Here is a 25,807-nt window from a genome sequence, read left to right as displayed (position 1 = left end):
TCGTGCCTTTCTGATCTGCGTTGCCGCTACTGATGGGACTGAGAGACCTGGTGGGTCACTTGAGGTCGTCGGCCGTGTAGTAGCCGGTGTCGATGAGCTCCTTGGTGTAGTTGCCCTTGTCGACACTCACCGGCTGCAGCAGGAACGAAGGCACGGTCTTCTTCCCGTTGTTGTACGAGGTGGTGTCGTTGATCTCGGGCTTCTTGCCGCTCAGCGCCGCGTCCACCATGTTGGTGGCGACCTCGGCAAGCTTGCGGATGTCCTTGTAGACCGTCTGGTTCTGCTCGCCCTTGATGATCGACTTCACCGAGGCGACCTCGGCGTCCTGACCGGTGACGATCGGCCACGGCTTGCTCGCCGTGCCGTAGTGGTCGGAGCGCAGCGAGGAAAGAATGCCGATCGAAATGCCGTCGTACGGCGAGAGCACCGCGTCCACCCGGCCCGAGGTGTACGAGGACGTCAGCAGGTCGTCCATGCGCTTCTGCGCGGTGCCGCCGTCCCAGCGCAGGGTGGTGACCTGATTGAGCTTGGTCTGCCCGGACTTGACGACCAGCTGCTTCTTGTCGATGTACGGCTGCAGGACCTTCATCGCGCCGTTGAAGAAGTACTGGGTGTTGTTGTCGTCGTTGGAGCCGGCGAACAGCTCGATGTTGAAGGGCCCCTTCTTGCTGCCGTCTGCGAGCCCCAGCTTCTGCACGATGTAGGTGCCCTGGAGTGTGCCGACCTTCTCGTTGTCGAACGAGGCGTAGTAGTCGACGTGGTCGGTGCCGAGGATGAGCCGGTCGTAGGAGATCACCGGGATATGGGCGTCCGCGGCCTGCTGCAGCACGTTGTTCAGCGACTTGTTGTCGATGGCCGCGATGACCAGGGCTTTGACGCCCTGGGTAATCATGTTCTCGATCTGCGAGACCTGGGTGTCGGGGTCGTCCTCGCCGAACTGCAGCTTGGTCCTGTAGCCGGCCGCCTGCAGGTCCTTGACCACGTTCCTGCCGTCGGCGATCCACCGCTCGGAGGACTGGGTGGGCATGGCGATGCCGACGGTGCCGCCCTTGGCGCTCTCCGCGCCGGTGTCCTTGCTGCCGCCCGAACTGCTCTGACCACAGGCGGTGAGGGAGAGGCACAGGGTGAGGGAGGCGACAGCAGCCGTCGTCATGGTACGGATTCTCATGGTCATCAGTCCTTGTCGGTCTCGTCGTCGAGAACGGGGAAGCGGCGAAGGGTGCCCGGCAGCCGGGAACCGAGCGGGGACATTCCGACCTCGGCCCCGTGCCGGGCCAGCAGGTCGAGCGCAAGACGGCCGCGGCGGACGCGTTCGCGCGCGGTGTTGAGGGTGTGGTCGCGCAACTGCGCGCCGTAGGGGTAGATACCGGGGGACCTGGAGAGCCCGAACTTGAGATAGATCGGGGCGCCGCGCCTGATCAGCTCGGCCACCTCGTACATCCGGACGTAACCGCCGAGGTCGTCCGGGGCCTCGATGTAGAGGTCCATGGGGGTCGCGGAGGCACGCCGGATCTCGGTGAAATGAGCGAGCGTCAGGTCGGAGGGGATATTGATCGAGTCCGCGCCGAGCTGCTCGTACACCGCGTAGGAGGCCGGGTTGACCGGCCCGATCAGCGCGGAGACCTTGAAGGTGGTGTCGGCGGGCAGCACGCCGCGTGCCCGCAGCCGGTGGAGCGTCCAGAGCACGCCCTCGTCGGCGACGAGCAGGCAGGTGACGCCCAGCTCCGTTGCGCGCAGGGCGTCTTCGACACATCCGGCGAGCGCGTCGTGGCCGCGGGCGCGCAGGCCGGCGCCGCCCGAGTCCGTACGCGTGGAGCCGCCGATGTCCCAGGTGCCGCGCGGTCCGGTGAACAAGCAGAGCTCGATGTCGCGCTCGGCGCAGGCCTCCACCATCTCGGTGATCTCGGCGTCGGTGAGCATCCAGACACCGCTGCCCTGACTGATGCGATGGACGGGGACATCGAGGCGCGAGGACTCCTTCAGCACGACGGCGAGCGCCTCGGGGCCCTCCACCGAGGGGATCTCGGTGCGCCAGGTGCCGCCGTCGGGGAAGGCGTGCGGGGAGGAGTCGGCAGGATTGTCGGCGGGCGCGGCGAGGCCGAGCGTGGCGAGGGCGGATTCGCCGGGACGGCGGGCTCCTGAGGCAGTGGTCACGTGACCCCCCATGATTGTTCGATATTTCGTACACGGTTCGGCAACAACGGCACGGATCTGCCACGACGAGCACAGCGGGACCGCGCCGACCTCGGGGTCACCCCTGCCCACGACACCCTCGTCTGTGTGGAGTGGGACCCGCGCGCGGACGCCACCGGACTTTCCGGCGACGTGGGTGGTGATTCCCGTCAGGCGCAAGGCAGTTACCCCCGAAGCTGTTCGGTATTTCGTCACACGTTCGAAATGCTGGCGTGAACGTAGTCGCGGACAGCGTGCATCGTCAATGACCCTGCACCGGTCGATTTCATCGATGGGGCGCGGTGTTGACGAGAGGCGTACGGGACGACAAGCTCCCGCCAGTCGACATACCGATAAGCACCGGAAATCTCGAACCCGCATATCGAGCCTGCGAAGCACCGCGTGTGACCGATCACCGCATGAGCCGCCGCACCCTGGTTGCCGCCGCGACGGCCGTAGGCGGGGTGGGCGGTGGCGTGAACACCGGCATGACCTGCACAACCCCCGGCGCCGTCACGCCCATCGCGGACTGTGCCCTGCAGACAGCTGCAGTCCGCTGTCCGGACGACAGAAGCAATCAACGCCCCCACGGCAGCGACGCGCACAGTGAGCGGCAGCAGCCGTCCGCGTGGTCTCAGGGATTCGGTGAGTGGTCGTCGAGATGCCTGCGTGCCTCGACGTAGGTCGGGGTGTCGATCTCGCCGGCGGCATAGCGGCGGTCGAGGATCTCGCGTGGCGTCTCACGGCGCTGCCCACCGTCGCCGTTGCCGTAGTGTCCTGGGGAATGGTGGGTGAGGCGGATCGCCGCCCAGACAACGAGGCCGACCAGAGCTATCCAGAGCAACGGCATGAACGCCATCCAGGCCCAGCCGCCACCGTTCCAGTAGATCACCGTCCCCACCTCCCCGGGGAGGTCGTCCGCCCCCTACCTTCAAGCCTGATCCGGCTGAAGGGGCGGAGCCAGGGCCGTTCAGTCCCGTGTCCTGGTCCGGTCGGCACCGTTTCGACGTTTCAGGTAGCCGGTCCGGTCCACCCTTCGTACACGGGCCGTGAACGTGCCCCGCTCGCAGCCCGATTGGGGCGCCCCCTCGCTGACGTGGCCTGTCCCGATGAAGGCCCGGTTCCAGGCAGGGAACCGGCCCCGATCCGGTCGTCGAGAGACGTGGAGTCAGCGCGTCCCGCTGTCTTCCTCACTGTTCATTGCGGCTCACTCGTCGCCCGCTTGCCGTGCCGCGGGATCAGTTCGACGGGGCAGTTCGCATGGTGCAGCAGGCTGTGGGTGACCCGGCCGAGCGTCGGGCCGAAGTTTCCGGGCGAGCGCCGCCCGCCCATGATCAGCAGATCCGCGTGCCGAGTCGCCTCAACCAGGACACCGGCGGCGGACATGCTCTTCTCCGCATCCGCCTCCACGGTGAGTCCCGGGAAGTCGGCACGGATACGGTCCGTCACTCCCATCAACGTGCGAACGTGGTTGCGAGCCATCTCGTCCACGGCGTCGAGCATCGTCACGACATTCCCGACCGACTCCAGCACGTTCCATACGTGCACAAGCCGCAACGACGCCTTGCGCAGCTCCGCCTCACTCGCAGCGTGGCGTGCGCAGTCCACGTCGTGCTCGTCGTGGATGGCTGCCACCACAACGTCTGCCGCAGGAGCACCTTCGGTGCCGCGCACCACGACCACCGGCGTCCTGGCACCCGCAGCAACCTTCAGGCTGACCGAGCCGAGCAACAGTGAGTTGAAACCTCCGAGACCACGGTTGCCCACCACGATCGTGCCGTGGTTTCCCGCCGCGGTGTGCAGGCTCGCCACCGGGTCGCGGCGGCTCAGCTCCTTCGTCACGTTCAGGCCGGGGTATCGCTCGGACACCATGGCTGCGGTCTCCTCGAGAAGATCTCGACCCGCGTTCCGGACCTGCTCGATGGTTTCCATGGACGCGTAGATCATCCGGCTGTCCGTGTCGGCCGCGTAAACGAGGTGCAGAGGACGATCACGCCGTCGGGCTTCCTTGGAGGCCCACAGCACGGCCCGCATGGCGCTCTCGGAGCCGTCCACCCCGGCCACGAGTGCTCCGAGGACCGGGCCACCCCTGTCACTGGAATTCATGGTTCCTCCTCACCGAAGCTCCCGGTGCAACTCTCACCCTGGCACCGCGGCCCCACACTGTGAGAGGGCCGCTCAGGACCCCGCGGGGGCCGAAGGTCCCTGTCGACTCCTCCACCCCGTGTGCTTCTCCCGCACCATGGCGTGCCCGAACGACCCCGGGTGAGGCCCGTTCGGCCCTGCTTTCGGTGTCGCGATCCAGCAGATCCTGAGTTCTGGGACGAGAACGGGCGCCACGCCCCGGTGAATCTCTGGGAATGGGCAGGGGGTTGCCTCCATGAAGCACATCACCGTGGGAGACCTGATGACCGACGAGGTCGTTTCGGTCGTCTCCGCCAACTCCTTCAAGGATGTCGCGAAGTTGCTCGCACAGCACAACATCAGCGGACTCCCCGTGCTCGACAGCGAAGACCGGGTGGTCGGTGTCATCTCCGAGAGCGACCTACTGGTCAGACAGACGGGCACCGAGCCCGCCACCCGCACCTCTCCCGAGGGCGCGGGCCGGCCGGCGGCCACCACCGCGGGAGAGGTGATGTCGTCGCCGGCGGTGACCGTCCTCGCCGACGAGACCGTGAGCGGTGCCGCCCGTCTGATGAAGCGCCGCGGTCTGGAGCGCCTCCCCGTCGTGGACGAGGAGGGCCGGCTCATCGGCATCGTCACCCGCCGCGATCTGCTGGGACTGTTTCTGCGACCGGACGCGGAAATACGACGCCGTGTCGTCGAGGACGTGCTCGTCGCCACGATGGGGCTGAGAGCCGATGTGGTCGCCGTCCACGTGGTTGACGGCGTCGTCACCCTCGAAGGCGAGCTTGAGAGGCAGAGCGACATACCCGTCCTGATACGTCTCACCGAGCAGCTCGACGGGGTGGTCGCGGTGATGTCCCATCTCACCACTCACGTCGACAACGGCCGGCTCCGTCCTCCGGAGCGGACTGCCCACCCCATGTGGTGACCCGCGAATCGCCCCCCGCTCGACCGGTGGGGGTGGCGGGGCAAGATCAGCGGATTGCGCGCCGCGGGGCCGGGGCCGGAGCGCTGCGACGGTGCCGGGCGGGCCGCACCGCCCCCACCGGATGCCCGCGGGCCCCGCGCCCGGACCCGAGCCACACGCCAGTTCGACACCCGCCCTTCGTTCAGGACGCGGAAGGGGCCCTCCCCCGCTGCTCGTGATGTCCCGCGCATGTGCCCGAGGGCCGAACAGCCCTCGGCGAACCCCGGAAGGCCCTACCCCCTGCGCATGCCGGTGCCCACGCTCGGGGTACGGACACCCCTCCCCGGGAGGAATCATGCAGCACCTGCGCACCGTCAACGACGTGATGATCCACGCTGTGGTCCCGGTCGACCGCGGAGCGGCGTTCCCGAACATCGTGGAGTCCATCGAGCAGTGGCGTATCGGCGCACTGCCGGTCGTAGCGGATGGCGGGTGGGGCGCCGGTGTGATCTGGGCGGCGGATCTGCCGCCCGGAGCGCAGGGGGTGGACGTGCCGCGCTCCGATACGGCCGGACAGCTCATGACCGCGCCGGCGGCAACGGTGACGCACGACGGGACCCTGGCCGGCGCCGCCCCCGGAGTCGTGGACGTCACGGTTCAGCTGAACGCCGACAATCCCCGCGAAGGTGATCGCCGATGAGGAATCGCAGTGTCGCGGATCTGATGACGCCCACGGCCGTCAGCGTCCAGCGCGGCACGGGTTTCAAGGAGATCACCAGACTTCTGGACGAGTTCGATATCACGGCCGTGCCCGTACTGGATGACGACAGGCATCCCGTGGGCGTCGTCTCCGAGGCCGATCTGCTCCGTCGCCGCAACGCCGGAAGTGGTACGCCCACCGCGGTCGATCTCATGTCCAGCCCTGCCATCACCGCCCGCCCCGACTGGAGTGCGGTCCGTGCTGCTCGTGTGATGGAGGAGCACAGAGTGAAGAGGCTCCCGGTCGTCGACGCCGAGGACAGGCTGATCGGGATAGTGGCCCGCAGCGACCTCCTCCAGTTGTTCCTGCGAAGGGATCGCGCGATCCAGGAGGAGATTCTCGAGGATGTGCTGACCTGCGCACTCGGGCTCAGCCCGTCTTCTCTGACCGTAGAGGTGGCCGACGGTCTGGTCACCCTCAGCGGCACCGTGCCCCGGAGCAGCCTCGTTCCCGTCATCCTGCGGATGTGCCAGAGCGTCGACGGCGTCGTGGATGTGACCGATCGGCTCGACTACGAGCAGGACGACCTGCCGGACGCCGGATGAGAACACAGGACGCAGGAGAACTCAGTGAGACATCGGAACCTACGTGAGCTGATGGCCTGTGCGTTCGGAGCGGTTCCCGGGAGCGCACCGTGCGAGGACCGCCTGAGCCACCTCACGGCCACCAGGTGTCGTCGGCCGGGCGGGCCACTCGCCCGAAACGGCCCCGGCAGGCTTTCCCCTGCCACCGTCGACGGTGCAGGAGGCTGCCCCTGTCGTGAGCTCTCGTACATCAGGCGATCCACCCGGCACGCGCGGCGACGAGCCCCGTATCCGCGTGTCCGCGTGTCCGCATCCGTAGGAGGCGAGTCGCCATGAACCACAGCATCGTCGTCGGTCTGGACGGGTCGACGGAAAGTACCGCAGCGGTTCACTGGGCCGCACGCGAGGCGCTTCTGCGGGACGCACCGCTGCATCTTGTCCATGCCGCGGATTGGTCGTCCCCCCTCGGTGTACCGGCCACCGGCACTGCCGCCGGCCGTGAGTGGGCCGAGGCGCTCCTGCGTGACGCAGTGGACGAACTTCGCCGCCTTCATGATCGACTGGAGGTCCGGGCCCGGTCGGTCGACGGCCGGCCGGCGGTCTCGCTCGCGACCGCAGCGGCCTCGGCGGACATGCTCGTTCTCGGCTCCCGGGGGCTCGGCACACTGACCGGGTTCGTCCTCGGTTCGGTCGGGCTGCGCGTCATCCCCGCGACCGAGCGACCGGTGATTCTGGTACGTGCGCACGAGGACGCCCTGCCACACACCGAAGGCCTTCACACGGACCGGGACATCGTGGTCGGCATCGATATCGGACGACCGTGCGACGCACTCCTGGACTTCGCCTTCGAGGAGGCATCACGTCGGCGATGCACTCTGCATGCGCTGTTGACCTGGACGTTTCCGCCGCTCGCCGGGTACGGCGCGGCGTACGATGTGAGCCTCCAGGAGCAGATGGCCGACAGCATGACCGTCGGCCTGGACGACAGACTGCAGCCTTGGCGCGACGCGTTCCCCTCCGTCGACGTGGTCGCGCGGGCGACGGTCGGCCACGCGGCGGAGCAGCTCGTGGAGACCGGAGCCGAGGCGGGTCTCGTCGTCGTAGGGCGTCGCATCCGTCAGTCCTCCGTGGGCGCGCACATCGGGCCCGTCGCCCACGCCGTCCTTCATCATTCCCGTGCGCCCGTCGCCGTCATCGCCCACCGGTGAGGAGCGGCATGTCTGGTCCTGACCCCGGTGGAGCCGTCAGTCGTCATCGGCCCCCGAGTCCCGGCGCAGCCGGCCGGACCAGCGGGGCTCCACGCGCTCCCACTCCTCGTCCCAGTGGGCAAGGCTGCGCGTCTCGACGCGGCGGAGCCTGAGGCGGACAACCAATCCGGCGGACAGGGCGACCACGCCCATGGCGCAGGCCCCGGCTGCGGCGGCCTGCAGGGCACGATCTCCACGGGAGTGGGGGGCAGTCGACATCGTGCCCGAGTCATCCACCCACAGCGTGACCGTCCGGCCCACTGGCGTGTTCGGGGTGACCGCGATGGTGTCCGTGTGCGGTACGGAGGCGGGATACTCCCAGAAGGCCCGAGCCGTTGCTTCCGAAGCCCCCGCAAACCGGGCAGGGAGTCGGCCTTCGGCCTTGCTGACCGTTGTCGCCGTCACCTGGTGGCGGTGTCGGGCCTCGTGCTGAGCGGTCACGCTGTCGGCGTCCCAGACTTTGATTCCGACAGCGACGCCGCAGAACACTGCCACGAGCGCAAACACCACGGAAGCGGCGAGCCAGCGGCTGCGGACACGGTCGGCAGTCCGCTGCAGTGGATTCCGGCGGCGCTCGAAGGGTCGTCGTATGCGGCTTCGGTGCCGCTTCCCGGGCCACATGGGCTCGGATCCGGGCGAGTCGGCCTGGAACATGTCACGCCTCCGCCCTGTGCCGTCGCCGTCCCCGCACGCAGCGGTGGGTTCGGCACCCGGGAGATGAGCTCTGGTCTGGACCCCCGGAAGAGTGCGGAAGTCTTCACCCCGGCCCGCGCCCGTGCGGGGTGGACCCCACCCCGGCGGGTCGCAGGGGCGCCCGCACGGTGAGGCTGCCCTCCTCCTGCGCCTCCTCGACGTGACATCGCGTGCTCCACTTCCGGCGCCTCCGGGGCGCCACCGCCACCATCGATGTCCGTCTTCAATTTCGCCCTGCAGGGCACACCTCCGCTTGGGGCCAACGGGCCTCTGCGGGGGCCGTCCGGCCCCCCTTCCTTCCCGGTGAACCTCGGCGGATGCCCACCGTCGTCGTCCCGGCTTTCGCGATCGATCGCACCGAAATCGGCACGCCGGAGGCCACCTCATGCCGTCGTCGCCTGTCCACGGTGCCGCGGCGGGACGGATGCGGACATGGGCCGTCGGGTCCCGTCGGAGACCGGACGGCCCTTGTTCGAACCTTTGGTCGGATGAACCCGTGAGCTGTCGAATCAGCGTCCCGGCCCAGGAGACGTCATGCCATGCAACCCGCACATCGTCGGGGCTGTCATGACACACGACGTGATCGCCGTCCGTGATGTCACCGACCGGCACCGGCCCGGAGGCGCCGCCGATGGTGGGGGCTCAGTCCTGATGACCCTTCCTGTGACGACGGGCGGGACGTCGGCCCGACGGCAGATCGAGCCATCGCACCGTGCCTGGGACGATCATGTGGGTGTGGCCGCCCAGGACCAGCCGGACGGCTGGGTGGTGCGAGTCCGATATCGCGATCCGGAGCCGCTGCGCCCGTATACCCAGGTCCACCTCGTGCCCGCGGAATCCGATGCGTACCCCGAATTTCGAGAGCTGGGGAAGCGGGGCCGGGGAGAGCCGGAGTGCGTCGTCACGCGTCTCCAGCCCGGTCATTCCGCGCTGCACGAAATCGAGGGTGCCGGCCATCGCCCCCAGATGGATGCCTTCCGCCGTGGTGCCGCCCTGGATGTCGATCACGTCACCGGTCAGTGCCTCCTCGCAGTACGCCCACGCCTCCTCGTGGTGCGCCCGCGCCAGCACCCAGGCATGAACCAGGGAGCTGAGGGTGGAACCGTGGCTCGTACGCGCGAGGTAGTAGTCGACGGTGGCGCGCCAGGTGTCGTCGTCCAGCGCATGTCCGAGGCGCTGGAACAGGCCACCGAGTTCTCCCGGTGAGAACAGGTAGCCGAGCATCAGCACATCGGCCTGCTTGGATGCCTGGTAACGGTTGACCGTGTCGCCCTCCGCCTCAAGGATGCGGTCGAGCCGCCGGATGTCGCCGTAGCGCTTCCGGTAAGCGGCCCAGTCGAGTTCGTCCAGTTCTCCGTATCCGGCGAACTGGCTGATGACACCACGGTGATACGGCACATGCAGCCGACGGGAGACGTCCTCCCAACGCTCCAGCTCCGCGGGGTCGAGGCGGATGCGCTCCAGCAGGAGCTTCCTCCGATGTTCGGGCAGGTCGCGGTACAGCTCCGTGGCCCGTGCCAGCACCCAGGCCGCCGTCACGTTCGTGTACGTGTTGTCGTCTATGCCTGCAGTCCCGGCTCCCGGATAGGCGTCGTGGTACTCGTCGGGGCCGACCACACCGCGGATGCGGTACCGGGCCGACGACGCGTCCCATGCGGCGCTGTCCGCCCAGAACCGGGCGATCTGCAGCAGTATTTCCGCGCCCTTGGAATGCAGGTAATCCGTGTCCGCGGTGGCCTGGCAGTACTGCCACACGTTGTAGGCGACAGCCGAACCGACGTGGTGCTGCAGACGTGAATGGTCGGGCAGCCAGCGCCCCGAACGGGGATTGAGATGGATTTCCTGGGTCTCCTCCCGGCCGTCGTCGGCACTCTGCCACGGGTACATCGCCCCGGCCCGTCCCACCTGTTGTGCCGCGCGGCAGGCCGCGGTCAGCCTCCGGTGGCGGTAGTCCAGAAGTCCCCGGGAAACCTCAGGGAAATGCAGACTCAAGAACCTCAGCACGAAGAGCTCGTCCCAAAAAACATGACCCCGGTATGCCTCTCCGTGCAGTCCTCTCGCCGGTACGCCCACATCGAGCTCTGCCGTGTGCGGGGACAGCGTCTGCAGGACGTGGAAGAGGTGAAGTCGCAGAATCCTGCCCGCTTCGCCCGGAACCTCGATCCGGGTCCGCTGCCACAGGCCGGCCCACGCCCGATGGTGCGAGGCCAGCAGCTCTGTGAACTCCGGGGCCGTTCGCACCGCGGCCACAGCAGCCCGCAGCGGGCTGCCGATCGCCGGGTCACGCGACGTGTGGAGCGCCACCGTCTTGTCCACGACGGCGTCGCATTCCGGATCCAGCGGCAGCACCAGTGTCTGGAAGACCTTCCGTGGGGTCTGCCGAGGACGGGGACGCCGCCCGGACTCATCGGGCTGCTGCCGCACAGGACCGCCGGACGTGGCCACGATGCGGGAGGCCAGCGCGAAGCCGATGTCCGACTCCTCTGTGCGACATCCGAGCCACACCACGTCGTCCTGTTCCGTTCCGGTCGACCAGCCGGTCAGATGACAGTCAGACAGATCCCGGTACCGCGCGACACCGGCGTTCCGGACGTCGCCGTCGATCGCCGCCTCCACCTCGACCGCCCCCACCCACCCGGCCGCGGTGAAAGCCGTGTGCAGGGCGGCGAGATGCGGGTTGCCCATGTGCACCAGACGGCACTGCTCGACATACAGGCGCCGGCCTGCCTCGTCCTGGTAGACGGACCGGCGGGTCAGCGTGCCGCGGCGCAGATCGAGCGTCTGCCGGTGTTCCGCGAGGTGTTCGTGGTCCGGTGACAGCCACGGTCCGGGGGCTGTGCCGGCGGGGCGGATGCGGTAGCGCAGCGGCAGCCAGTTCGGCAGGTTGACCAGGTCGGCATTCTCCACCTGTCGGCCCCGGACCGACGAGGTCAGCCGGTCGTAGCAACCCGCGACGTAGGTGCCCGGGTAGTGGGACCTGCCGGTGACGGTCTCGGATGCGGCTCCACGGGTGGCGAAGTACCCGTTGCCGAGTGTGCACAGCGCCTCGCGCAGCCGCTCCGCCTCCGGCTCGTACCCCTCGTACGACCACTCCCAGGCCCCCGCCATCAGTCGTTGCCGATCAGTAGTTCGCCGGGATCGGACACCACGATGTCGGCACCACGGCGTCGCAGGTCCGCGGCCTTGCCGGGACCGCCTGTCCGGTCCACGCCGACCACAAGTCCGAATCCGCCGCGGCGGCCGGCCTCGACACCGGCCAGGGAGTCCTCCACCACAGCGGTGTCCGAGACGGGAACCCCGAGGCGCCGCGCCGCCTCGACGAAGAGCGCGGGATCCGGTTTCCCCGCGAGCCCCAGCCGCCGTGCCTCATTTCCGTCGACCACGGCACCGAACTCCCCGATGAGGCCGGCCCGCGACAGGAGTTCCGTCGCGTGGCGGGAGGCGGACACGGCAGCACAGGGCATCCGCTCACCGCGCAGTGCGTGAAGGAGACGAACCGTGCCGGGCCAGACATCGACCCGGTGGGTGCGCAGCGTTTCCGTGAACAGCTCGTCCTTGCGTGCGGCCACCGCCCATACCGTCGCCGTGCCGGGCGGGTCGTCCGGGCTGCCGTCGGGAAGGTCCAGCCCTCGCGACGCGAGGAAGGCCGCCGCACCGTCCCGCCGTGAACGGCCGTCGACGTGGCGGAGGTAGTCGTCGACCTGATCGAAGGGCCGCTGTCCTTCCCACTCCGACAGACAGGCGTCAAATGCCTTCTTCCAGGCCGCGGCGTGGCTCCGCGCGGAGTCGGTGATCACTCCGTCGGTGTCGAAGACCACGGCCCGCACGGAGTGCAGGCACGGGGCAGGAGACGGTACGGCTGCCATGAACGGGGCGGTCCCTTCGCCAGGGCTTCGTTTCATGGCATCACGATTCCGGGACACGGGCGCGTCGTGGATCTCAGTACGGCAGAGGCCGCCCGGACGGAGTTCGCAGGTCGAGGGGCGGAGGCCCCGAGGGAGGCGGTGGGCGACGGACGATTCTGATGCGGCTCACTGCCACCACCTCCTGGCGCTCACCGGGTATGTGCCCAGGCGCGCCCTCCACAATCCTGCGGCGGGAGATCAGAGCCCATGGGCCGATCGGTCCCGGACCGCCCCCCGTACGGCCCAAGCGGGCGGGTCGGTGACCGGATCACCGTGAAAATCACCTGGAATGCCGGTCAACGGGCTGATGCCGTTCAGCGGGTTCGGGTGCGGCAGACCCCGGGGGTGCCCGATGACCGAGCCTCCCCCCGGAGCCCCGCCTATCGTTCACACCGGACGGTGGGGCACACGGCCGGGCTGTCACGCGCAAAGCCGCCATCGCCCGCCAGGGACGGAGGACCCCATGTCGACGCACAGTCTGCTCGACGCGCTCCCGCCCGAGAGCCGGCAGCGGCTTCTCGACACGGCGGCACACGAGGTGCCGCTGGTCCTCGACTCACGCGTCTTCGAGGAGGGCAGGCGAGCCGATCGCTTCTGGATCATCCGCTCCGGCCGGGTCGAGGTCGACCTCCATGTGCCCGGCCGCCGCCCGGCGGTCGTCGAGACCCTGGGCCAGGACGACCTGCTGGGCTGGTCCTGGCTCTGCTCCCCGCATGTGTGGCACATGGGCGCGCACGTGGTCCACGCGGGTCAGGCCCTGGAGTTCGACGCCGCGACCGTCCGCGAGCTGTGCGCGGCCGATGCGGTGCTGGGCCGGGCGGTGTACAAGTACGTGGCCGAGACTGTGGCGGAGCGGTTGTACGGAACGCGGAAGAGGTTGCTCCAGCTGTACGGTCCCCAGCCCGACATCGCCGAGGACTGAATGGCCCGGGTGGTGCAGGGGCCGATCGGCTCTGGTGCACCGTCGGTGTGCGGGCCACGATGAACATGGGGCCGGTGGAGAGCCCTGCAGAAGCGAGGTGGGCGCCATGAGCGGCGAAGCCGCGTTCTCCGCGCAGAATCCGATCCGGGTGTTCCTGCTCGACGACCACGAGGTGGTCAGGCGCGGGGTGCAGGATCTTCTCGACGCGGAACCCGACATCGAAGTCGTCGGCGATGCCGGTACGGCCGATCATGCGCTGGCCCGTGGCCCGGCGCTGCGCCCGGATGTCGCGATCCTCGATGTGCGGCTCCCCGACGGCGACGGGATCAGCGTCTGTCGCGAACTGCGTTCGCGGATGCCGGAACTGGCCTGCCTGATGCTCACCTCGTTCGATGACGACGAAGCGCTGCTCGACGCCATCATGGCGGGCGCAGCAGGCTACGTGCTCAAGGAGATCAAGGGGTCCGACCTCGTCACAGCCGTCCGCACGCTGGCTTCCGGGCGCTCCACCCTCGATCCGGCGACCACCGCGCGGTTGATGAACAGCCTGCGCGGAGAGGGTTCCGGCGCCGAGACCGAGGATGCGCTCTCCGCACTGTCTCCACGGGAGAAGGACGTACTTGCTCTCATCGGTGAGGGACTGACCAACAGCCAGATCGGCAAACGCCTCTATCTGTCCGAGAAAACGGTCAAGAACCACATTTCCCGCCTCCTGGCGAAGCTCGGCGTGGAGCGCCGTATTCAGGCAGCCGTGATCGCCGCGCACCGACCGGCACCCTCCTCGCCGCCCTCGGCGAGCGGTCGCGAGTACTGACGCCGAAGCTGCGGCCTGCCGCGCGGTCCCGGATCATGTCAGTCGCAGAGGCACGCGCCACCTCACCCGGGTGCCGCCCTCCGCCGATGGCTCGACCGTCATGTCACCGCCGAGGTTCTTGGCGCGCTGCGCCAGGTTGTCCAGCCCACTGTGCGCGCCGTCGTGTTCCGGCATGCCCACTCCGTTGTCGGACACGACCAACGTCAGCGCTCCCTCACCGACCACCATCGATACGTCCGCCGAGGTCGCCCGGGCATGGCGTGCGACATTGCTGAGCGCTTCGCCGAGCACCGCGATCACCTGGTCCGCGGTCTCAGCCGGCACATCTGTGTCGATGAGCCCTCCCATGCGGAGGGACGGCTGGAAGCCCAGGGCACGTGCGGCCTGCTCCACCGCGGTCAGGGTGCGGACGCGCAGACCTTGTTCGGCACGGCCCGATTCGCGTGCGCGGAGGCCGAAGATGGTGGACCGGATGATCTTGATGGTCTCGTCGAGATCGTCCACGGCCCGCAGAAGCCGTTCGCTGGCCCGGGGATGGTCCACGAACCGCACCACGCTCTGGAGGGTCATACCGGTGGCGAACAGCCTCTGAATGGCGAGGTCGTGCAGGTCCCGGGCAATCCGGTCCCGGTCCTCCAGCAGGGCGATCTGCTCGACGGACTCGCGCCGTTCCGTGAGTTCCATCGCCAGCGCCGCCTGCCCGGCGAACGTCAGCAGGGGCGCGGTCTCCCACTCGGTGAATGCGGGACGCTCCCGTACACGGGCCAGCAGCAGCACCCCCAGGACCCGTTCCCCCGTCTTCATCGGCACCGCGACGGCCGGACCGAGCCCCGCCCATCGCGGGGGCCCCGCGGTGATCCTCGGATCACACTCGACATCGAGGCTGATGATCGGCTCGCCGGCGTGGAGAGCTGAGCCGACGAACGAACCTTCGCGCGGCAGGACCAGTCCGCGGTGTGTGTCGGCGTCCACGCCGGAGGCTATCGCCACCCGCAGGGCACCCTCCCCCTCGGGGAGCGCCAGAACACCCAGGTCGGCGGAGAGGATACGCGAGGCATGGTCGACGATCATCTGCAGGACGTACGCCTCGTCCACCCCGCTCAGCAGTCCCTCGACGATCTCGCTGTTGGCCTCCTGCCAACGCTGCCGGTCACGCGTCTGCGAATACAGGCGTGCGTTCTCGATGGCGACCCCGGCTGCCACGGCGAGGGTGGAGAGCACCGTCTCGTCCTCGGCGTCGAAGGCACGGCCACCCCGTTTCTCGGTCAGGTACAGGTTGCCGAACACCTCGTCGCGGACCCGGATGGGCACCCCCAGAAACGAGTGCATGGGGGGATGGTTCGGCGGGAACCCGTGGGACGACCGGTGGTCGGCGAGTTCAGTGAGCCTCAGGGGCACGGGGTGGCGGATCAGCTCGCCGAGGATGCCGTGCCCCTCGGGCAGCGAGCCGATGGCTTCTCTCTGTTCGTCCGTGATGCCCACGGGCAGGAACTGCGCAAGGCGGGTTCCCTCGCCGAGCACCCCGAGGGCTCCGTACTCGGCATCGACCACGACGACCGCGGCTTCGACGATCCGGCGCAGCACCTGCGGCAGATCGAGCCCCCTTCCCACCGACATGACGGCGTCCAGCAGCAGCGCCGCCTCGGCGGGTCCGCGCTTCGACAGATCGAGGCGTTCCTGGAGGTCCTCGGGGAGTGTGCCCAGCCGACGGCGTTCCTCGCCGCTGCGGTCAGTGCCCTTGTCGCCCACGGTGCCTCCGCCGTGGCCCGCGCGTCACGGGCGGGCCATATGTCCACGGTAACGGCCGAACACCACGCGGCATCCGGTGGAGCGCACCCGGGGGAACACGTCCCGGTACGGAAACCTTCCGGCCGACGCGTCCTGAACGGCCCCGCCGAGGAGTCCGTCCGGCCCGACCGAGGGACGAATGGCCCATACCCCCGGGAGGATGCCCACTCCATCCTGAAGACGCTCCGACCGATATCCGCTTCCGGGAGGCCCCCGATGCTCGCGCAGACGCCCGACGACACGACGGTGGCCGGCCTCGTCTCCGATGCCATCACAGCTCCGTCCATGCACAATGCCCAGCCCTGGCAGTTCCATTACGGACGTTCCCGTCGCACTCTTACTCTTCGGGCGGATTTCGGCCGTGCCATGCCGGAGGCCGACCCCGCCACCCGCGCACTGCATGTGGGATGCGGCGCGGCCCTCCTGAACCTGCGGGTGTCCGCAGCTCACCGGGGCCTCTCCCTGGAAACCACGCTGCTGCCCGTACCCTCGGACCCGGCGCTGCTGGCGAGCGTCCAGCTGAAGGACGCCCCTCGGAATCCCGAGGAGGCTGCGCTCGTCGGTCTCCACCGCGCGATGCGGGACCGGCACACCAGCCGGTACCCGTTCGACGACCGGGCGGTACCCGAGGACGTGCGCGTGCTCTTCACCGACGCGGCTCGTGCCGAAGGGGCGGACTTCTCGTTCCTGACCCCGACGCATCTGGAGACCGTGCTGGGACTGATCCGGGATGCCGAGGGGTACGACCGGAGGGACCCCGGACGGGAGGCGGAGCAGCGCTACTGGACGCGGGACACGAAGGCGGAGGCGTCCGTCGACGGGATCCCGGACTACGCCTTCGGCCCCTCCGACGCGTCCGGAAGGGCGACGGTCCGCGACTTCGCGGGCACCGCCGTCCTGGCGGGGCGCGCGCGCGTCCTGTTCGAGAAGCAACCGCAGCTGGCCGTTCTGAGCACCGCGGGAGACCGCCCCGTGGACTGGTTGCGCGCCGGTCAGGCCCTGGAACGTGTTCTGCTCACGGCCACGCTGAACGAGGTGTCCACCTCGTTCGCGACGCAGCCCCTCGAATGGCCGGACCTGCGGTGGATCCTCCGTGACCCCGTCTTCGGCACGGGACACCCACAGATGATCATCCGCATGGGTTACGGGCCGACGGGGCCCCGCACACCACGCCGCCCCGTGGAAGAGGTTCTGACGATCGAACCGTAGAACCCTCCCGGACCGGGCGCCGCCGGGTGCGCAGAGCACGACAAGAAGGGTGTGGGAGCAGTGCGGCTCTGACAGCCGTCGCAGACAGCTGTTGCACGGCCGTGAGGTCGTCGAGGCCCGGGGAGACTCGGCTCACGGTCGGGGACGAACTTCTCACTTCTGCACCACGCGACGCCCGGTGATACGGGTGGGGGTGACCACCATCCAGTGGGTGCGGGGGCCGCCCGCCCAGGGAAGGGAGCGGGCCACATGGTCCAGTCGCTGGATCGCCTGGGCAGCCGTGACACCTGATACGTCGCCCACCACCAGCACACTCCAGCCCTGGCTCATCACGTCGTCGATGTGATCGGCCTCGAAGGCCACCTCGGTTCCCGCGGACGCGGCCAGAAGTCCATCGCCGGTGGTCCGGAACGCGATCTCGTTGCCCTCCAGCACGTAGTTGACCGGGAAGATGGCCGGCCCGTCCGCCGTGACGATCGCGATCCTGCCCACACCGTGGGTCGACAGCAGTCGAAGGCACTCGGTGTCACTGAGCGCGATGAGTTCGGCGCCCGGCAGTGCCGCTGCCCTGCCCGTCGGCCGTTCCACCGTCGTACCGGTCAGTTCGGCCACGGTCGTCTCCAACGCATCCGCGAGGCGTACCAGAACGCCGACGGACGGTACGGCGGCCCGATCCTCCACATAGGCGACGTACGAGGGAGCGGCGCCGCAGCGTTCGGCCACCTCCTCACGGGTGAGACCCAGTTCCTGACGGCGCGCTGCCACCCGTCGGCCGAGGTCGCTGCGGCCGGTCGGAGACTCGGTGGAAGCGGATGCAGGCGTGCCCTCGCTCATGGTCCTCACGTCCTTCGGGTCACGGCAGGTCGGGGACGGAGACGGCGTTGTGCTGCGGGCCGCCCAGCGTCACCTTGAGGGCTCCGGTTTCGGCGGCGCGGGAGAAGATGTCGTACGCCTCCTCCATCTGGCCCAGCTCGAAACGGTGGGTGACCAGCGAAGCCGACGGTAGGCGCCCTGCGGCCATCATGCCCAGTAGCATCGGCGTCGAGTGGGTGTCCACCAGCCCGGTGGTGATCGTGACGTCCTTGATCCAGAGGTCCTCGAGGTGCAGGACCGCGGGCTTGCCGTGGACCCCGATGTTCGCGACCCGGCCACCGGGACGGACCATCCGGGTGCACATCTCGAATGTCTCCGGTATGCCGACGGCCTCCATGGCGACATCGGCACCGAGGCCATCGGTGAGGTCCTCGACGAGGCGCTCGGGTTCCTCGCTCGCGCTCACGGTCGCGTCCGCACCCAGTGCGCGCGCGGTGGTCAGCCGGGACTCCGCGAGGTCCACTGCGATGATGCGGTCGGGGCTGTACAGACGCGCGGTGATGACGGCGGCCAGACCGATCGGCCCCGCACCGACCACGACGACCGTGTCGCCGGGCCGCACGTTGCCGTTCAGCACTCCGACCTCGTACGAGGTCGGGAAGATGTCGGCCAACAGGACCGCGTCGTCGCTGTCGACGGCGCCCGGCAGCGGATGTACGGACAGGTCGGCGAACGGCACCCGCACGTATTCGGCCTGGGTGCCGTCGATCGTGTGGCCCAGCACCCAACCACCGCCCCCACGGCACTGGCCGTACTGCGCGCTGCGGCAGAACCGGCACCGCCCGCAGGCGGAGATGCACGAGATCAGCACGCGGTCACCGGGGCTCACCGTGCTGACGTCGCCGCCGATCTCGACCACGGTGCCCACCGCTTCGTGCCCGAGCACCCGGCCCGGAACCACCTCGGGCACATCTCCCTTGACGATGTGCAGATCGGTGCCGCAGATGGTGACCGTGTCGACGCGGACGATCGCGTCCGCGGCGTCCTTGATGCCAGGATCCGGTACATCCCGCCACGAGGTCCGACTGGGGCCCTGGAAGACGAGTGCCTTCATGACATCGCCCTTCTTCCTCTCAGGTCCGGTACGGGGCACTGTCAGGCTGACTCGGCAGGAGCTCGGCGCGCATGGGCCGGATGGTCCCCGGACGAGGACCTGGCGGGCCATCCACTCCCGTCGACGCAGCAGCCGCCGCCCCGATCTGCGGTTCCCGAAGCACATGCGGAAACCGGCCGGTTTGCCGGACCCACCCCGTGGCCGCAGGCTGGAGGCATGGGGTTCCCCCACTCACAGATGCTCAGCGGCTGGGCCGTCGGGACACCGGGACCGATCGGTACCGGTCCGCTGGTACGGAGACACCGCCAAGTGAGCGCGCCCGCCCCGGATGAACTCCTGCTGCGGGTGGAAGCCTGCGGTGTCTGCCGCACGGACCTGCATCTCGCCGAGGGGGACCTCACCCCCCACCGTCCGTCGACGATTCCCGGGCACGAGATCGTCGGCCGCGTGGCAGCGGCCGGCGAGGCGACCGACGTGTTCCGTGTGGGAGACCGGGTCGGCGGTGCGTGGTTGCGCCGTACCTGCGGGTCCTGCCGCTACTGCCGCTCCGGACGGGAGAACCTGTGCCCCCGGTCCACGTACACGGGGTGGGATGCGGACGGCGGCTTCGCCGACCTGGTCCTTGTTCCCGAGGCGTTCGCCTACCGGCTCCCCGAATCCCAGGACGCGGCCCTGCTCGCCCCTCTCCTGTGCGCGGGAATCATCGGCTACCGGTCGCTGCGCCGCAGTGCGTTGCCGAAGGGTGGCAGGCTCGGAATCTACGGTTTCGGCGCGTCGGCCCATCTGGCCGCTCAGGTGGCTCTGGCCGACGGCGCGACCGTCCATGTGATGACACGTTCCGCGCAGGCGCGTGAACTCGCTCTGTCCCTGGGTGTTTCCTCGGTCGGCGGCGCCTACGACAGCCCACCGGAGCCCCTCGACTCGGCGATCCTGTTCGCTCCCGTGGGTGATCTGGTGCCGGTGGCCCTGGAGGGACTCGACCGGTCGGGCACCCTCGCGATCGCCGGTATCCATCTCTCCGACATTCCCGCGCTGAACTACCAGCGGCATCTCTTCCAGGAGCGGAATCTGCGGAGCGTCACCTCCAACACCCGCGAGGACGGCCGCGACTTTCTCGAACTCGCCGAACGCATCGGTATCCAGGTCACCGTCAGCCGCTATCCCCTGGACCGGGCTGATCAAGCGCTGGCCGACCTGGCCGCGGACCGCGTGAACGGCGCAGCGGTGCTCACCCCCGACCGGCAGGAAGCCGGTCCGCAGCCACTCCGTCACTCCCGGGCCGGCGATGCCTGACCGGTCGGGCCGTCCGAGCACACTGCGTGCAGCATCGTCCACCCTGAGAAATGACGGCAACCCGGCCATGCGCGTGATGCAGGACTCCATGCGCGACCCGCACCGGTGGAGAACCGACACCGTGAGGGCGTCGACGGGCCCCGATCACCCGCAGATCCACGTCTCCGGAGGCCTCGGCCGGCCCTGTCACCGACTGCATCCGGCGGATCACCGCGTCAGTCCTGCTCGCGCCCGGGCTGTTCGCACCGCGGCGGACAGCGCGTCGATGTCGTAGGCGCCGCGGTGCAGCAGGCCGTTGATGAAGAAGGTGGGGGTTCCTGTCACCCCGCTCAGATCGGCCGATTCCCTGTCCTCGGCGACCCGGTCGGCCCCCGCGTGAGTGCGCAGACTGCGATGGAAGCGCTCGGCGTCCAAGCCCAGTTCGTCCGCGTAGCGCATCAGGTCGGGCGCCCGGAGCGCGCCCTGGTGCTCCATGAGAAGGTCGTGCATCTGCCAGAAGGCCCCTTGATCCGCCGCCGCCTCGGCCGCCTCGGCGGCGAGTTGCGCGCCGGGATGGACATCGGTGAGCGGCAGGTGCCGCCACACGTAGCGCAGATCGCCGAAGTCGGCGAGCAGGTCACGGACCACGGGTTCGGCCTGGCCGCAGTAGGGGCATTCGAAATCGGCGTACTCGACCAGTGTCACCGGAGCGGTCGTCGGGCCCCGGACGTGGTCACGATCGGGGTCGACCGGGATCACGAGATCGATCACCCTATCGGCTGTGCCGAGCAGTGCTCGTGCACGCCGCTGCGGCGGCAGGAGCCTGATCGCCATCGCCACGGCGCAGGTTGCGAGGAAGGAACAGGCCACCGCGCCGAGGATGCCCACCTTCGCCTCTTCGAGCCGGTCTCCGTCGAAGGCCAGCGTGGAGATCAGCAGGGCAACGGTGAACCCGACCCCGGCGATCGTGCCGCCCGCAACAAGGGCGCCCCAACCGACCGGAGGCCTCAGCCGATTGCGGCTCAGCCGGGCAAGCAGCCAGGAGGCACCGGTGATGCCCACCGGCTTGCCGACGAGATAGCCGAACAGGATGCCCAGAGTGACCGGGGACGTTGCCGCCCGCGACAGCAGTGCCGCGTCGATGGTGATGCCGGCATTGGCGAGGGCGAACAGCGGCACGATCACATAACTCGTCCACGGGTGGTACATCCGTTGCAGCCGCTCGTTGAGTGACAGCGCCGACGCCAGTCCTTGGCGTGCCGAGCGCTCCAGCTCAGGTGTGGGCTGCTCGCGGAATGAGACGAACAGATCGCTCGCGCGTTCCAGGTCGCTGCGCGCCGCCGGATAGGCATAGGTCAGCAGTCCCATGGCCAGACCCACGACCACCGGATCGACACCGGACTTGAGCAGCGCGACCCAGGTCGCGGCCCCCATCAGCAGGTACGTCAGTCCGTGGCGCACGCCCGCCGCCCTGACCAGCAGGATCAGGCCGAACAGGATCATGGCGGAAAGCAGGGCGGGCACGGTGATGTGGTCGCTGTAGACGAGGGCGATGACCACCAGAGCCAGCAGGTCGTCGACGACGGTCACCGTGAGGATGAACGTGCGCAGCGCGTCGGGGAACCGTCGCCCCAGAATCGCCAGCATGCCCAGGGCGAACGCGGTGTCCGTGGACATGGCCGCCCCCCAGCCGTGGGCCGATGCATCGCCCGAGTTGAACGCGAGGTAGACCCCGACGGGGACGAGCATGCCGGCGAGCCCCGCGGCCAGGGGCAGCATGACCCGCTGCCGCTCCCGGAGCTCGCCCATGTCGAACTCCCGGCGCGCCTCCAGCCCGATGACGAAGAAGAAGAACGTCATCAGGCCGCTGTTCACCCACTCGCGCAGGTCCAGCGACACCCCTGCCGATCCCACGGTCACCGACAGGTGCACCTCCCAGAAGGATGCGTACGCCCCCGGAGCCGCGTTCGCCCACACCAGTGCCGCCACGGTGGCGGCCAGGAGCACCGCCGCGCTGCCGGACTCGGTCCTGAGGAACGCACGCAGCGGGGTCCGGGTCTCCGGGGCACGTGTGCTCTGCTCCCGGAAGGGAGGAGGGGAGGAGGAATCATGTGTCACGGGGCCATCACCGTGTGCCGCGGCCTTGCCGTCGGTGCAATGGCCCACCAGCGGCCGCACGGCGCTCAGCCGCCTCATGATGCATCCGGGGGCCTCCCGGGACAGGCTGAGGGTGTGATCGAGCACGGCGTTGAGCGCCTTGGTGAGGGGAGCGGGCGGGCACCGTGACCGAGCCGGTGACGGCCTTACCCGGAAGGCCGCCTGCAAGGCACTCCGCGGAGTCTTCCGTCCCGAGCCGGCCCGTCGGCACACCGGCTGAGGCCGCTCCGCTCACGGCCTGTCGGGCGAGACGGTCCCCGCCGCAGCGACTGGTGGAGGCCCGCACGATGTCTGCTGTCACCTTCACCAGTGAAGATCCCCTCGGAGCCCTTACCGTCGACAACCCCACCGAACCTCGTGTCCCATGAGACCATGGGCGCGCCAAAGAACCCGATCATTGCCGCCGCGACGCGAGGGCAGTTCAGTGGCGACTGATCTCCATGAGCGCCTGGGTGTTCTGCCCGCGGGCATCGCCACCCACAGGCAGGCGCTCAGCGCCTGACGGCTGCATTCTTCGTCCTCGTTCGGCTCACACACCGGCCCGTCGGCAACGCGGACGGGCGCGTTCAGGGCAGCGTGGACGATGTAGCCCGCCCGGGAGTCCTTCGCACGTCGACCGGGCGGGCCGCTCCCCCGCCGACGGGCAGCGAAGGCAACTGATCGTCAGCCCGACGCATCCGGGACCGAGCGCGTCGAGGTTGACCACTGCGTGGGCGCCCCGGCTCTGCAGAGGTCCCAAGACGGTCGATGCCGATGACGTCGGCATCACGGCCGCCAAGGATCACGCCGGGGCCGAGTCGGGACACATCCTGGCAAATCGATCGCCCTTACTTCGCACAGCGGCCCATTCCCTCCCCTGACGTGGCCATCGGGCCCGCTCACGGCATCCGGCTCAGGTGACACCGGGTGAATGATCGAAGTGGCGGGCGGTTAGCATATGAGCACCGCCTAGCTCGAAAGATAAATCTGTGACTGTCAACGAGGACTCGTTCACCAACTGGAAGAACCGCGAGGAGATCACGGAGTCGATGATCCCGATCATCGGGAAGCTGCATCGGGAGCGGGACGTCACGGTCCTGCTTCACAGCCGCTCCTTGGTGAACAAGTCGGTGGTCAGCATCCTCAAGACCCACCGATTCGCCCGGCAGATCGCCGGTGAGGAACTGTCGGTCACCGAGACGCTTCCGTTCCTGCAGGCTCTCACCACGCTCGATCTCGGCCCTTCCCAGATCGACATCGGCATGCTTGCCGCGACGTACAAGGCCGACGACCGCGGCCTCTCGGTGGAGGAGTTCACCGCCGGGGCCGTCGCCGGGGCCACGGGAGCCAACAAGATCGAGCGCCGCGAGCCGCGCGACGTCGTCCTCTACGGCTTCGGCCGCATCGGCCGCCTCGTCGCCCGCCTGCTCATCGAGAAGGCCGGCTCCGGCAACGGCCTGCGGCTGCGCGCCATCGTCGTCCGCCAAGGCGGCGACCAGGACATCGTCAAGCGCGCCTCGCTGCTGCGCCGCGACTCCATCCACGGCCAGTTCCAGGGCACGATCACCGTCGATGAGGCGAAGAGCACGATCGTCGCCAACGGCAACGAGATCAAGGTGATCTACGCCAACGACCCGTCGGAGGTCGACTACACGGCGTACGGCATCAAGGACGCCATCCTCGTCGACAACACCGGCAAGTGGCGCGACCGCGAGGGGCTGTCGAAGCACCTCCGCCCCGGCGTCGCGAAGGTCGTCCTGACCGCGCCGGGCAAGGGCGACGTCCCCAACATCGTCCATGGTGTCAATCAAGACATGATCAAGCCGGACGAGCAGATCCTGTCCTGCGCGTCCTGCACCACCAACGCGATCGTCCCGCCGCTGAAGGCGATGGAGGACGAGTACGGCGTCCTGCGCGGACACGTGGAGACCGTCCACTCGTTCACCAACGACCAGAACCTGCTGGACAATTACCACAGCTCCGACCGCCGCGGTCGCTCGGCGCCGCTCAACATGGTCATCACCGAGACCGGAGCCGCGTCCGCCGTCGCCAAGGCGCTGCCCGACCTCCAGGCGAAGATCACCGGCAGCTCGATCCGCGTCCCGGTGCCGGATGTCTCGATCGCGATCCTCAACCTGCAGCTCGCGCGCGAGACCACCCGCGAGGAAGTCCTCGACTACCTCCGCAACGTGTCGCTGACCTCGCCGCTCAGGCGCCAGATCGACTTCATCAGCGCCCCCGATGCGGTCTCGAGCGACTTCATCGGTTCGCGCCACGCCTCGATCGTCGACGCCGGTGCCACCAAGGTCGAGGGCGACAACGCGATCCTCTACCTGTGGTACGACAACGAGTTCGGCTACTCCTGCCAGGTCATCCGCGTCGTCCAGCACGTCTCCGGAGTCGAGTACCCGACCTTCCCGGCACCGGCAGCCTGATCTCGGCGGACTGTCCGGTCCGGTGCCTCGGCAGGCGGGGCGGCGGTGGGGCGGCAACCGGATACCGATCGGCATCCAGTTGCTCTCCCACCGCCGGTCGCCACCGGCAACGGAGTGCCGTACGCCGGGTTGCCCCCGGTCGACCTGCCGGTCACGACGTACGGCCCGCCGCGCAGCCCGCTGACTGTCGGCAGACTCCCTCGCCCGGACCGGCTCCCCGCGCGCCTCGGGTCGGGGAGGTGCGGATCCGGGCTGGAGTGCTGGTCCGGGCAGGGGCAGGCCGATTCCCCTCCGATGTCGGCACGGGCGGCACAATCACGCCTGGGTGACGAGGCGTTGGTCGAGGTCATGAACTCGACGGATGATCTGCGTGATCCGAGGCCGGCGAGTGCGCCTGGCTCGGCGGCGACTGCGGCCCCCGCTCGGCGTCCGGTGCGTGCCATCGCGGGGCACGGAGCGCCCTTGAGGTCGTGCGTGGGTGATCCCGACAACGCGGACAGCGTGCGTGCCGGACGCCGCGGCGCGCGGGTCAGCCGGGCTGGCTGTTCTCCTTGAGCGTGCCCCAGCCGTGCCAGCGGTCGATCTCGATCCAGGCGCTGACCCGGCCGCGATCCCGGCGAGGGTACGGCGTGCCGAGGTACTGCTGGGCCAGGCGGTCGATGTCGGTGAGGTCCTTGTCCTCACGGAGGTCGGCGACGTGTCCGACGATGCTGAGGTGGGTGTACCAGTTCCCCTCGTCGAGCACGGTGAGCGTGACCCTGGGATCGTTTCGGATGTATTCGAGCCGCTTGCGGCCCTCATCCATGTTGACCAGGATCCGGCCGTCGCACCAGAGGTACCAGGTGGCTGTGGACACTGGCTGGCCGTCGGACCGAAGCGTCGCGATGACGGCCTGGTTGGGCTTCTTCAGCATGGCGATCGCGTTCTCGGGAAGCGGTGGATTCGACACGGAATCTCCTCCTCGGTGAT

21 protein-coding genes are annotated in these 25,807 nt (G+C 69.0%); 9 read left to right on the top strand and 12 right to left on the bottom strand.

The features are described 5' to 3' along the window. Window positions 1-55 precede the first annotated feature (55 nt). From chvE to ACFU8W_RS02410, 4 genes are all read right to left on the bottom strand, one after another. Window positions 56-1,174 carry a multiple monosaccharide ABC transporter substrate-binding protein gene (chvE, locus tag ACFU8W_RS02425; protein WP_384031496.1) on the bottom strand — a complete coding sequence of 373 codons (1,119 nt, stop codon included), beginning with the start codon at window positions 1,172-1,174 and terminating at the stop codon, window positions 56-58. Further along, window positions 1,174-2,166, bottom strand: a complete 993-nt coding sequence (locus ACFU8W_RS02420) for a hypothetical protein (RefSeq protein ID WP_384031494.1) — start codon at window positions 2,164-2,166, stop codon at window positions 1,174-1,176. Before ACFU8W_RS02420 ends, chvE begins: the two co-directional genes overlap by 1 nt. Before the next feature lie 640 nt (window positions 2,167-2,806). After that, window positions 2,807-3,064 carry an SHOCT domain-containing protein gene (locus ACFU8W_RS02415; RefSeq protein WP_384031492.1) on the bottom strand — a complete coding sequence of 86 codons (258 nt, stop codon included), beginning with the start codon at window positions 3,062-3,064 and terminating at the stop codon, window positions 2,807-2,809. A 305-nt stretch (window positions 3,065-3,369) separates the two neighbouring features. Then, on the bottom strand, window positions 3,370-4,278 hold the full coding sequence (locus ACFU8W_RS02410; protein WP_384031490.1) for a universal stress protein: 909 nt from the start codon (window positions 4,276-4,278) through the stop codon (window positions 3,370-3,372). A gap of 274 nt (window positions 4,279-4,552) precedes the next feature. On the opposite strand from ACFU8W_RS02410, the gene ACFU8W_RS02405 reads away from it, so the two are divergent. From ACFU8W_RS02405 to ACFU8W_RS02390, 4 genes are all read left to right on the top strand, one after another. Next, window positions 4,553-5,227 (top strand): CBS domain-containing protein, encoded by a 675-nt coding sequence (locus ACFU8W_RS02405; RefSeq protein ID WP_384031488.1) that lies wholly within the window; start codon window positions 4,553-4,555, stop codon window positions 5,225-5,227. A 334-nt stretch (window positions 5,228-5,561) separates the two neighbouring features. Beyond that, the gene (locus tag ACFU8W_RS02400) at window positions 5,562-5,906 is read left to right on the top strand and encodes a hypothetical protein (protein ID WP_384031486.1); all 345 of its coding nucleotides are present in this window, start codon (window positions 5,562-5,564) and stop codon (window positions 5,904-5,906) included. Next, the gene (locus tag ACFU8W_RS02395; protein WP_384031484.1) at window positions 5,903-6,511 is read left to right on the top strand and encodes a CBS domain-containing protein; all 609 of its coding nucleotides are present in this window, start codon (window positions 5,903-5,905) and stop codon (window positions 6,509-6,511) included. Before ACFU8W_RS02400 ends, ACFU8W_RS02395 begins: the two co-directional genes overlap by 4 nt. Before the next feature lie 311 nt (window positions 6,512-6,822). Next, the gene (locus ACFU8W_RS02390; RefSeq protein ID WP_384031482.1) at window positions 6,823-7,698 is read left to right on the top strand and encodes a universal stress protein; all 876 of its coding nucleotides are present in this window, start codon (window positions 6,823-6,825) and stop codon (window positions 7,696-7,698) included. 36 nt (window positions 7,699-7,734) lie between these two features. On the opposite strand, the gene ACFU8W_RS02385 is transcribed toward ACFU8W_RS02390, so the two are convergent. The 3 genes from ACFU8W_RS02385 to ACFU8W_RS02375 form a co-directional block, all read right to left on the bottom strand. Beyond that, the gene (locus ACFU8W_RS02385; protein ID WP_384031480.1) at window positions 7,735-8,232 is read right to left on the bottom strand and encodes a hypothetical protein; all 498 of its coding nucleotides are present in this window, start codon (window positions 8,230-8,232) and stop codon (window positions 7,735-7,737) included. Between the two features lie 840 nt (window positions 8,233-9,072). Beyond that, entirely contained in the window at window positions 9,073-11,538 is a 2,466-nt protein-coding gene (locus ACFU8W_RS02380) for a glycoside hydrolase family 65 protein (RefSeq protein ID WP_384031478.1), read from the bottom strand. Next, entirely contained in the window at window positions 11,538-12,296 is a 759-nt protein-coding gene (locus tag ACFU8W_RS02375) for an HAD family hydrolase (RefSeq protein ID WP_384032044.1), read from the bottom strand. The genes ACFU8W_RS02380 and ACFU8W_RS02375 overlap by 1 nt, the downstream gene beginning before the upstream one ends. A 502-nt stretch (window positions 12,297-12,798) precedes the next feature. Between ACFU8W_RS02375 and ACFU8W_RS02370 the strand changes: the two genes are divergently transcribed. Both ACFU8W_RS02370 and ACFU8W_RS02365 read left to right on the top strand, forming a co-directional pair. Further along, window positions 12,799-13,257 carry a cyclic nucleotide-binding domain-containing protein gene (locus ACFU8W_RS02370; RefSeq protein WP_384031476.1) on the top strand — a complete coding sequence of 153 codons (459 nt, stop codon included), beginning with the start codon at window positions 12,799-12,801 and terminating at the stop codon, window positions 13,255-13,257. 106 nt (window positions 13,258-13,363) lie between these two features. Further along, entirely contained in the window at window positions 13,364-14,071 is a 708-nt protein-coding gene (locus ACFU8W_RS02365) for a response regulator (protein ID WP_384031474.1), read from the top strand. Between the two features lie 33 nt (window positions 14,072-14,104). Here the strand turns inward: ACFU8W_RS02365 and ACFU8W_RS02360 are convergent, their stop codons facing one another. Beyond that, on the bottom strand, window positions 14,105-15,820 hold the full coding sequence (locus ACFU8W_RS02360; RefSeq protein WP_384031472.1) for a GAF domain-containing protein: 1,716 nt from the start codon (window positions 15,818-15,820) through the stop codon (window positions 14,105-14,107). A gap of 255 nt (window positions 15,821-16,075) precedes the next feature. Here ACFU8W_RS02360 and ACFU8W_RS02355 point away from each other — a divergent pair, with 255 nt between their 5' ends. After that, on the top strand, window positions 16,076-17,068 hold the full coding sequence (locus tag ACFU8W_RS02355; protein ID WP_384031470.1) for an Acg family FMN-binding oxidoreductase: 993 nt from the start codon (window positions 16,076-16,078) through the stop codon (window positions 17,066-17,068). A gap of 153 nt (window positions 17,069-17,221) precedes the next feature. On the opposite strand, the gene ACFU8W_RS02350 is transcribed toward ACFU8W_RS02355, so the two are convergent. Further along, window positions 17,222-17,902, bottom strand: coding sequence for a helix-turn-helix domain-containing protein (locus tag ACFU8W_RS02350; RefSeq protein WP_384031468.1), 681 nt, complete (start codon window positions 17,900-17,902; stop codon window positions 17,222-17,224). A gap of 19 nt (window positions 17,903-17,921) precedes the next feature. Further along, on the bottom strand, window positions 17,922-18,995 hold the full coding sequence (locus tag ACFU8W_RS02345) for a zinc-dependent alcohol dehydrogenase family protein (RefSeq protein WP_384031466.1): 1,074 nt from the start codon (window positions 18,993-18,995) through the stop codon (window positions 17,922-17,924). 216 nt (window positions 18,996-19,211) lie between these two features. Here ACFU8W_RS02345 and ACFU8W_RS02340 point away from each other — a divergent pair, with 216 nt between their 5' ends. Beyond that, a complete protein-coding gene (locus tag ACFU8W_RS02340) occupies window positions 19,212-20,288 on the top strand; it encodes a zinc-binding alcohol dehydrogenase family protein (protein ID WP_384031464.1) in 1,077 nt (358 codons plus the stop codon). Between the two features lie 207 nt (window positions 20,289-20,495). On the opposite strand, the gene nhaA is transcribed toward ACFU8W_RS02340, so the two are convergent. Continuing rightward, window positions 20,496-22,385, bottom strand: coding sequence for a Na+/H+ antiporter NhaA (nhaA, locus tag ACFU8W_RS02335; RefSeq protein WP_384031462.1), 1,890 nt, complete (start codon window positions 22,383-22,385; stop codon window positions 20,496-20,498). 1,007 nt (window positions 22,386-23,392) lie between these two features. On the opposite strand from nhaA, the gene ACFU8W_RS02330 reads away from it, so the two are divergent. Continuing rightward, window positions 23,393-24,838, top strand: coding sequence for a glyceraldehyde-3-phosphate dehydrogenase (locus tag ACFU8W_RS02330; protein ID WP_384031460.1), 1,446 nt, complete (start codon window positions 23,393-23,395; stop codon window positions 24,836-24,838). A gap of 529 nt (window positions 24,839-25,367) precedes the next feature. Here the strand turns inward: ACFU8W_RS02330 and ACFU8W_RS02325 are convergent. Continuing rightward, a complete protein-coding gene (locus ACFU8W_RS02325; RefSeq protein ID WP_384031458.1) occupies window positions 25,368-25,787 on the bottom strand; it encodes a PPOX class F420-dependent oxidoreductase in 420 nt (139 codons plus the stop codon). Window positions 25,788-25,807: the final 20 nt, after the last annotated feature.

Source organism: Streptomyces sp. NPDC057565 (assembly GCF_042801455.1).
GTDB lineage: Bacteria > Actinomycetota > Actinomycetes > Streptomycetales > Streptomycetaceae > Streptomyces > Streptomyces yanii.
This window is presented reverse-complemented; position numbering and strand designations above follow the sequence as displayed.

Coding starts and splice junctions, on each gene's coding strand:
- ACFU8W_RS02340 (WP_384031464.1), top strand. CDS start 19,212: ATGGGGTTCCCCCACTCACAGATGCTCAGCGGCTGGGCCGTCGGGACA.
- ACFU8W_RS02380 (WP_384031478.1), bottom strand. CDS start 11,538: ATGGCGGGGGCCTGGGAGTGGTCGTACGAGGGGTACGAGCCGGAGGCG.
- chvE (WP_384031496.1), bottom strand. CDS start 1,174: ATGACCATGAGAATCCGTACCATGACGACGGCTGCTGTCGCCTCCCTC.
- ACFU8W_RS02365 (WP_384031474.1), top strand. CDS start 13,364: ATGAGCGGCGAAGCCGCGTTCTCCGCGCAGAATCCGATCCGGGTGTTC.
- ACFU8W_RS02350 (WP_384031468.1), bottom strand. CDS start 17,902: ATGAGCGAGGGCACGCCTGCATCCGCTTCCACCGAGTCTCCGACCGGC.
- ACFU8W_RS02390 (WP_384031482.1), top strand. CDS start 6,823: ATGAACCACAGCATCGTCGTCGGTCTGGACGGGTCGACGGAAAGTACC.
- ACFU8W_RS02370 (WP_384031476.1), top strand. CDS start 12,799: ATGTCGACGCACAGTCTGCTCGACGCGCTCCCGCCCGAGAGCCGGCAG.
- ACFU8W_RS02355 (WP_384031470.1), top strand. CDS start 16,076: ATGCTCGCGCAGACGCCCGACGACACGACGGTGGCCGGCCTCGTCTCC.
- ACFU8W_RS02375 (WP_384032044.1), bottom strand. CDS start 12,296: ATGGCAGCCGTACCGTCTCCTGCCCCGTGCCTGCACTCCGTGCGGGCC.
- ACFU8W_RS02410 (WP_384031490.1), bottom strand. CDS start 4,278: ATGAATTCCAGTGACAGGGGTGGCCCGGTCCTCGGAGCACTCGTGGCC.
- ACFU8W_RS02345 (WP_384031466.1), bottom strand. CDS start 18,995: ATGAAGGCACTCGTCTTCCAGGGCCCCAGTCGGACCTCGTGGCGGGAT.
- ACFU8W_RS02420 (WP_384031494.1), bottom strand. CDS start 2,166: ATGGGGGGTCACGTGACCACTGCCTCAGGAGCCCGCCGTCCCGGCGAA.
- ACFU8W_RS02400 (WP_384031486.1), top strand. CDS start 5,562: ATGCAGCACCTGCGCACCGTCAACGACGTGATGATCCACGCTGTGGTC.
- ACFU8W_RS02395 (WP_384031484.1), top strand. CDS start 5,903: ATGAGGAATCGCAGTGTCGCGGATCTGATGACGCCCACGGCCGTCAGC.
- ACFU8W_RS02405 (WP_384031488.1), top strand. CDS start 4,553: ATGAAGCACATCACCGTGGGAGACCTGATGACCGACGAGGTCGTTTCG.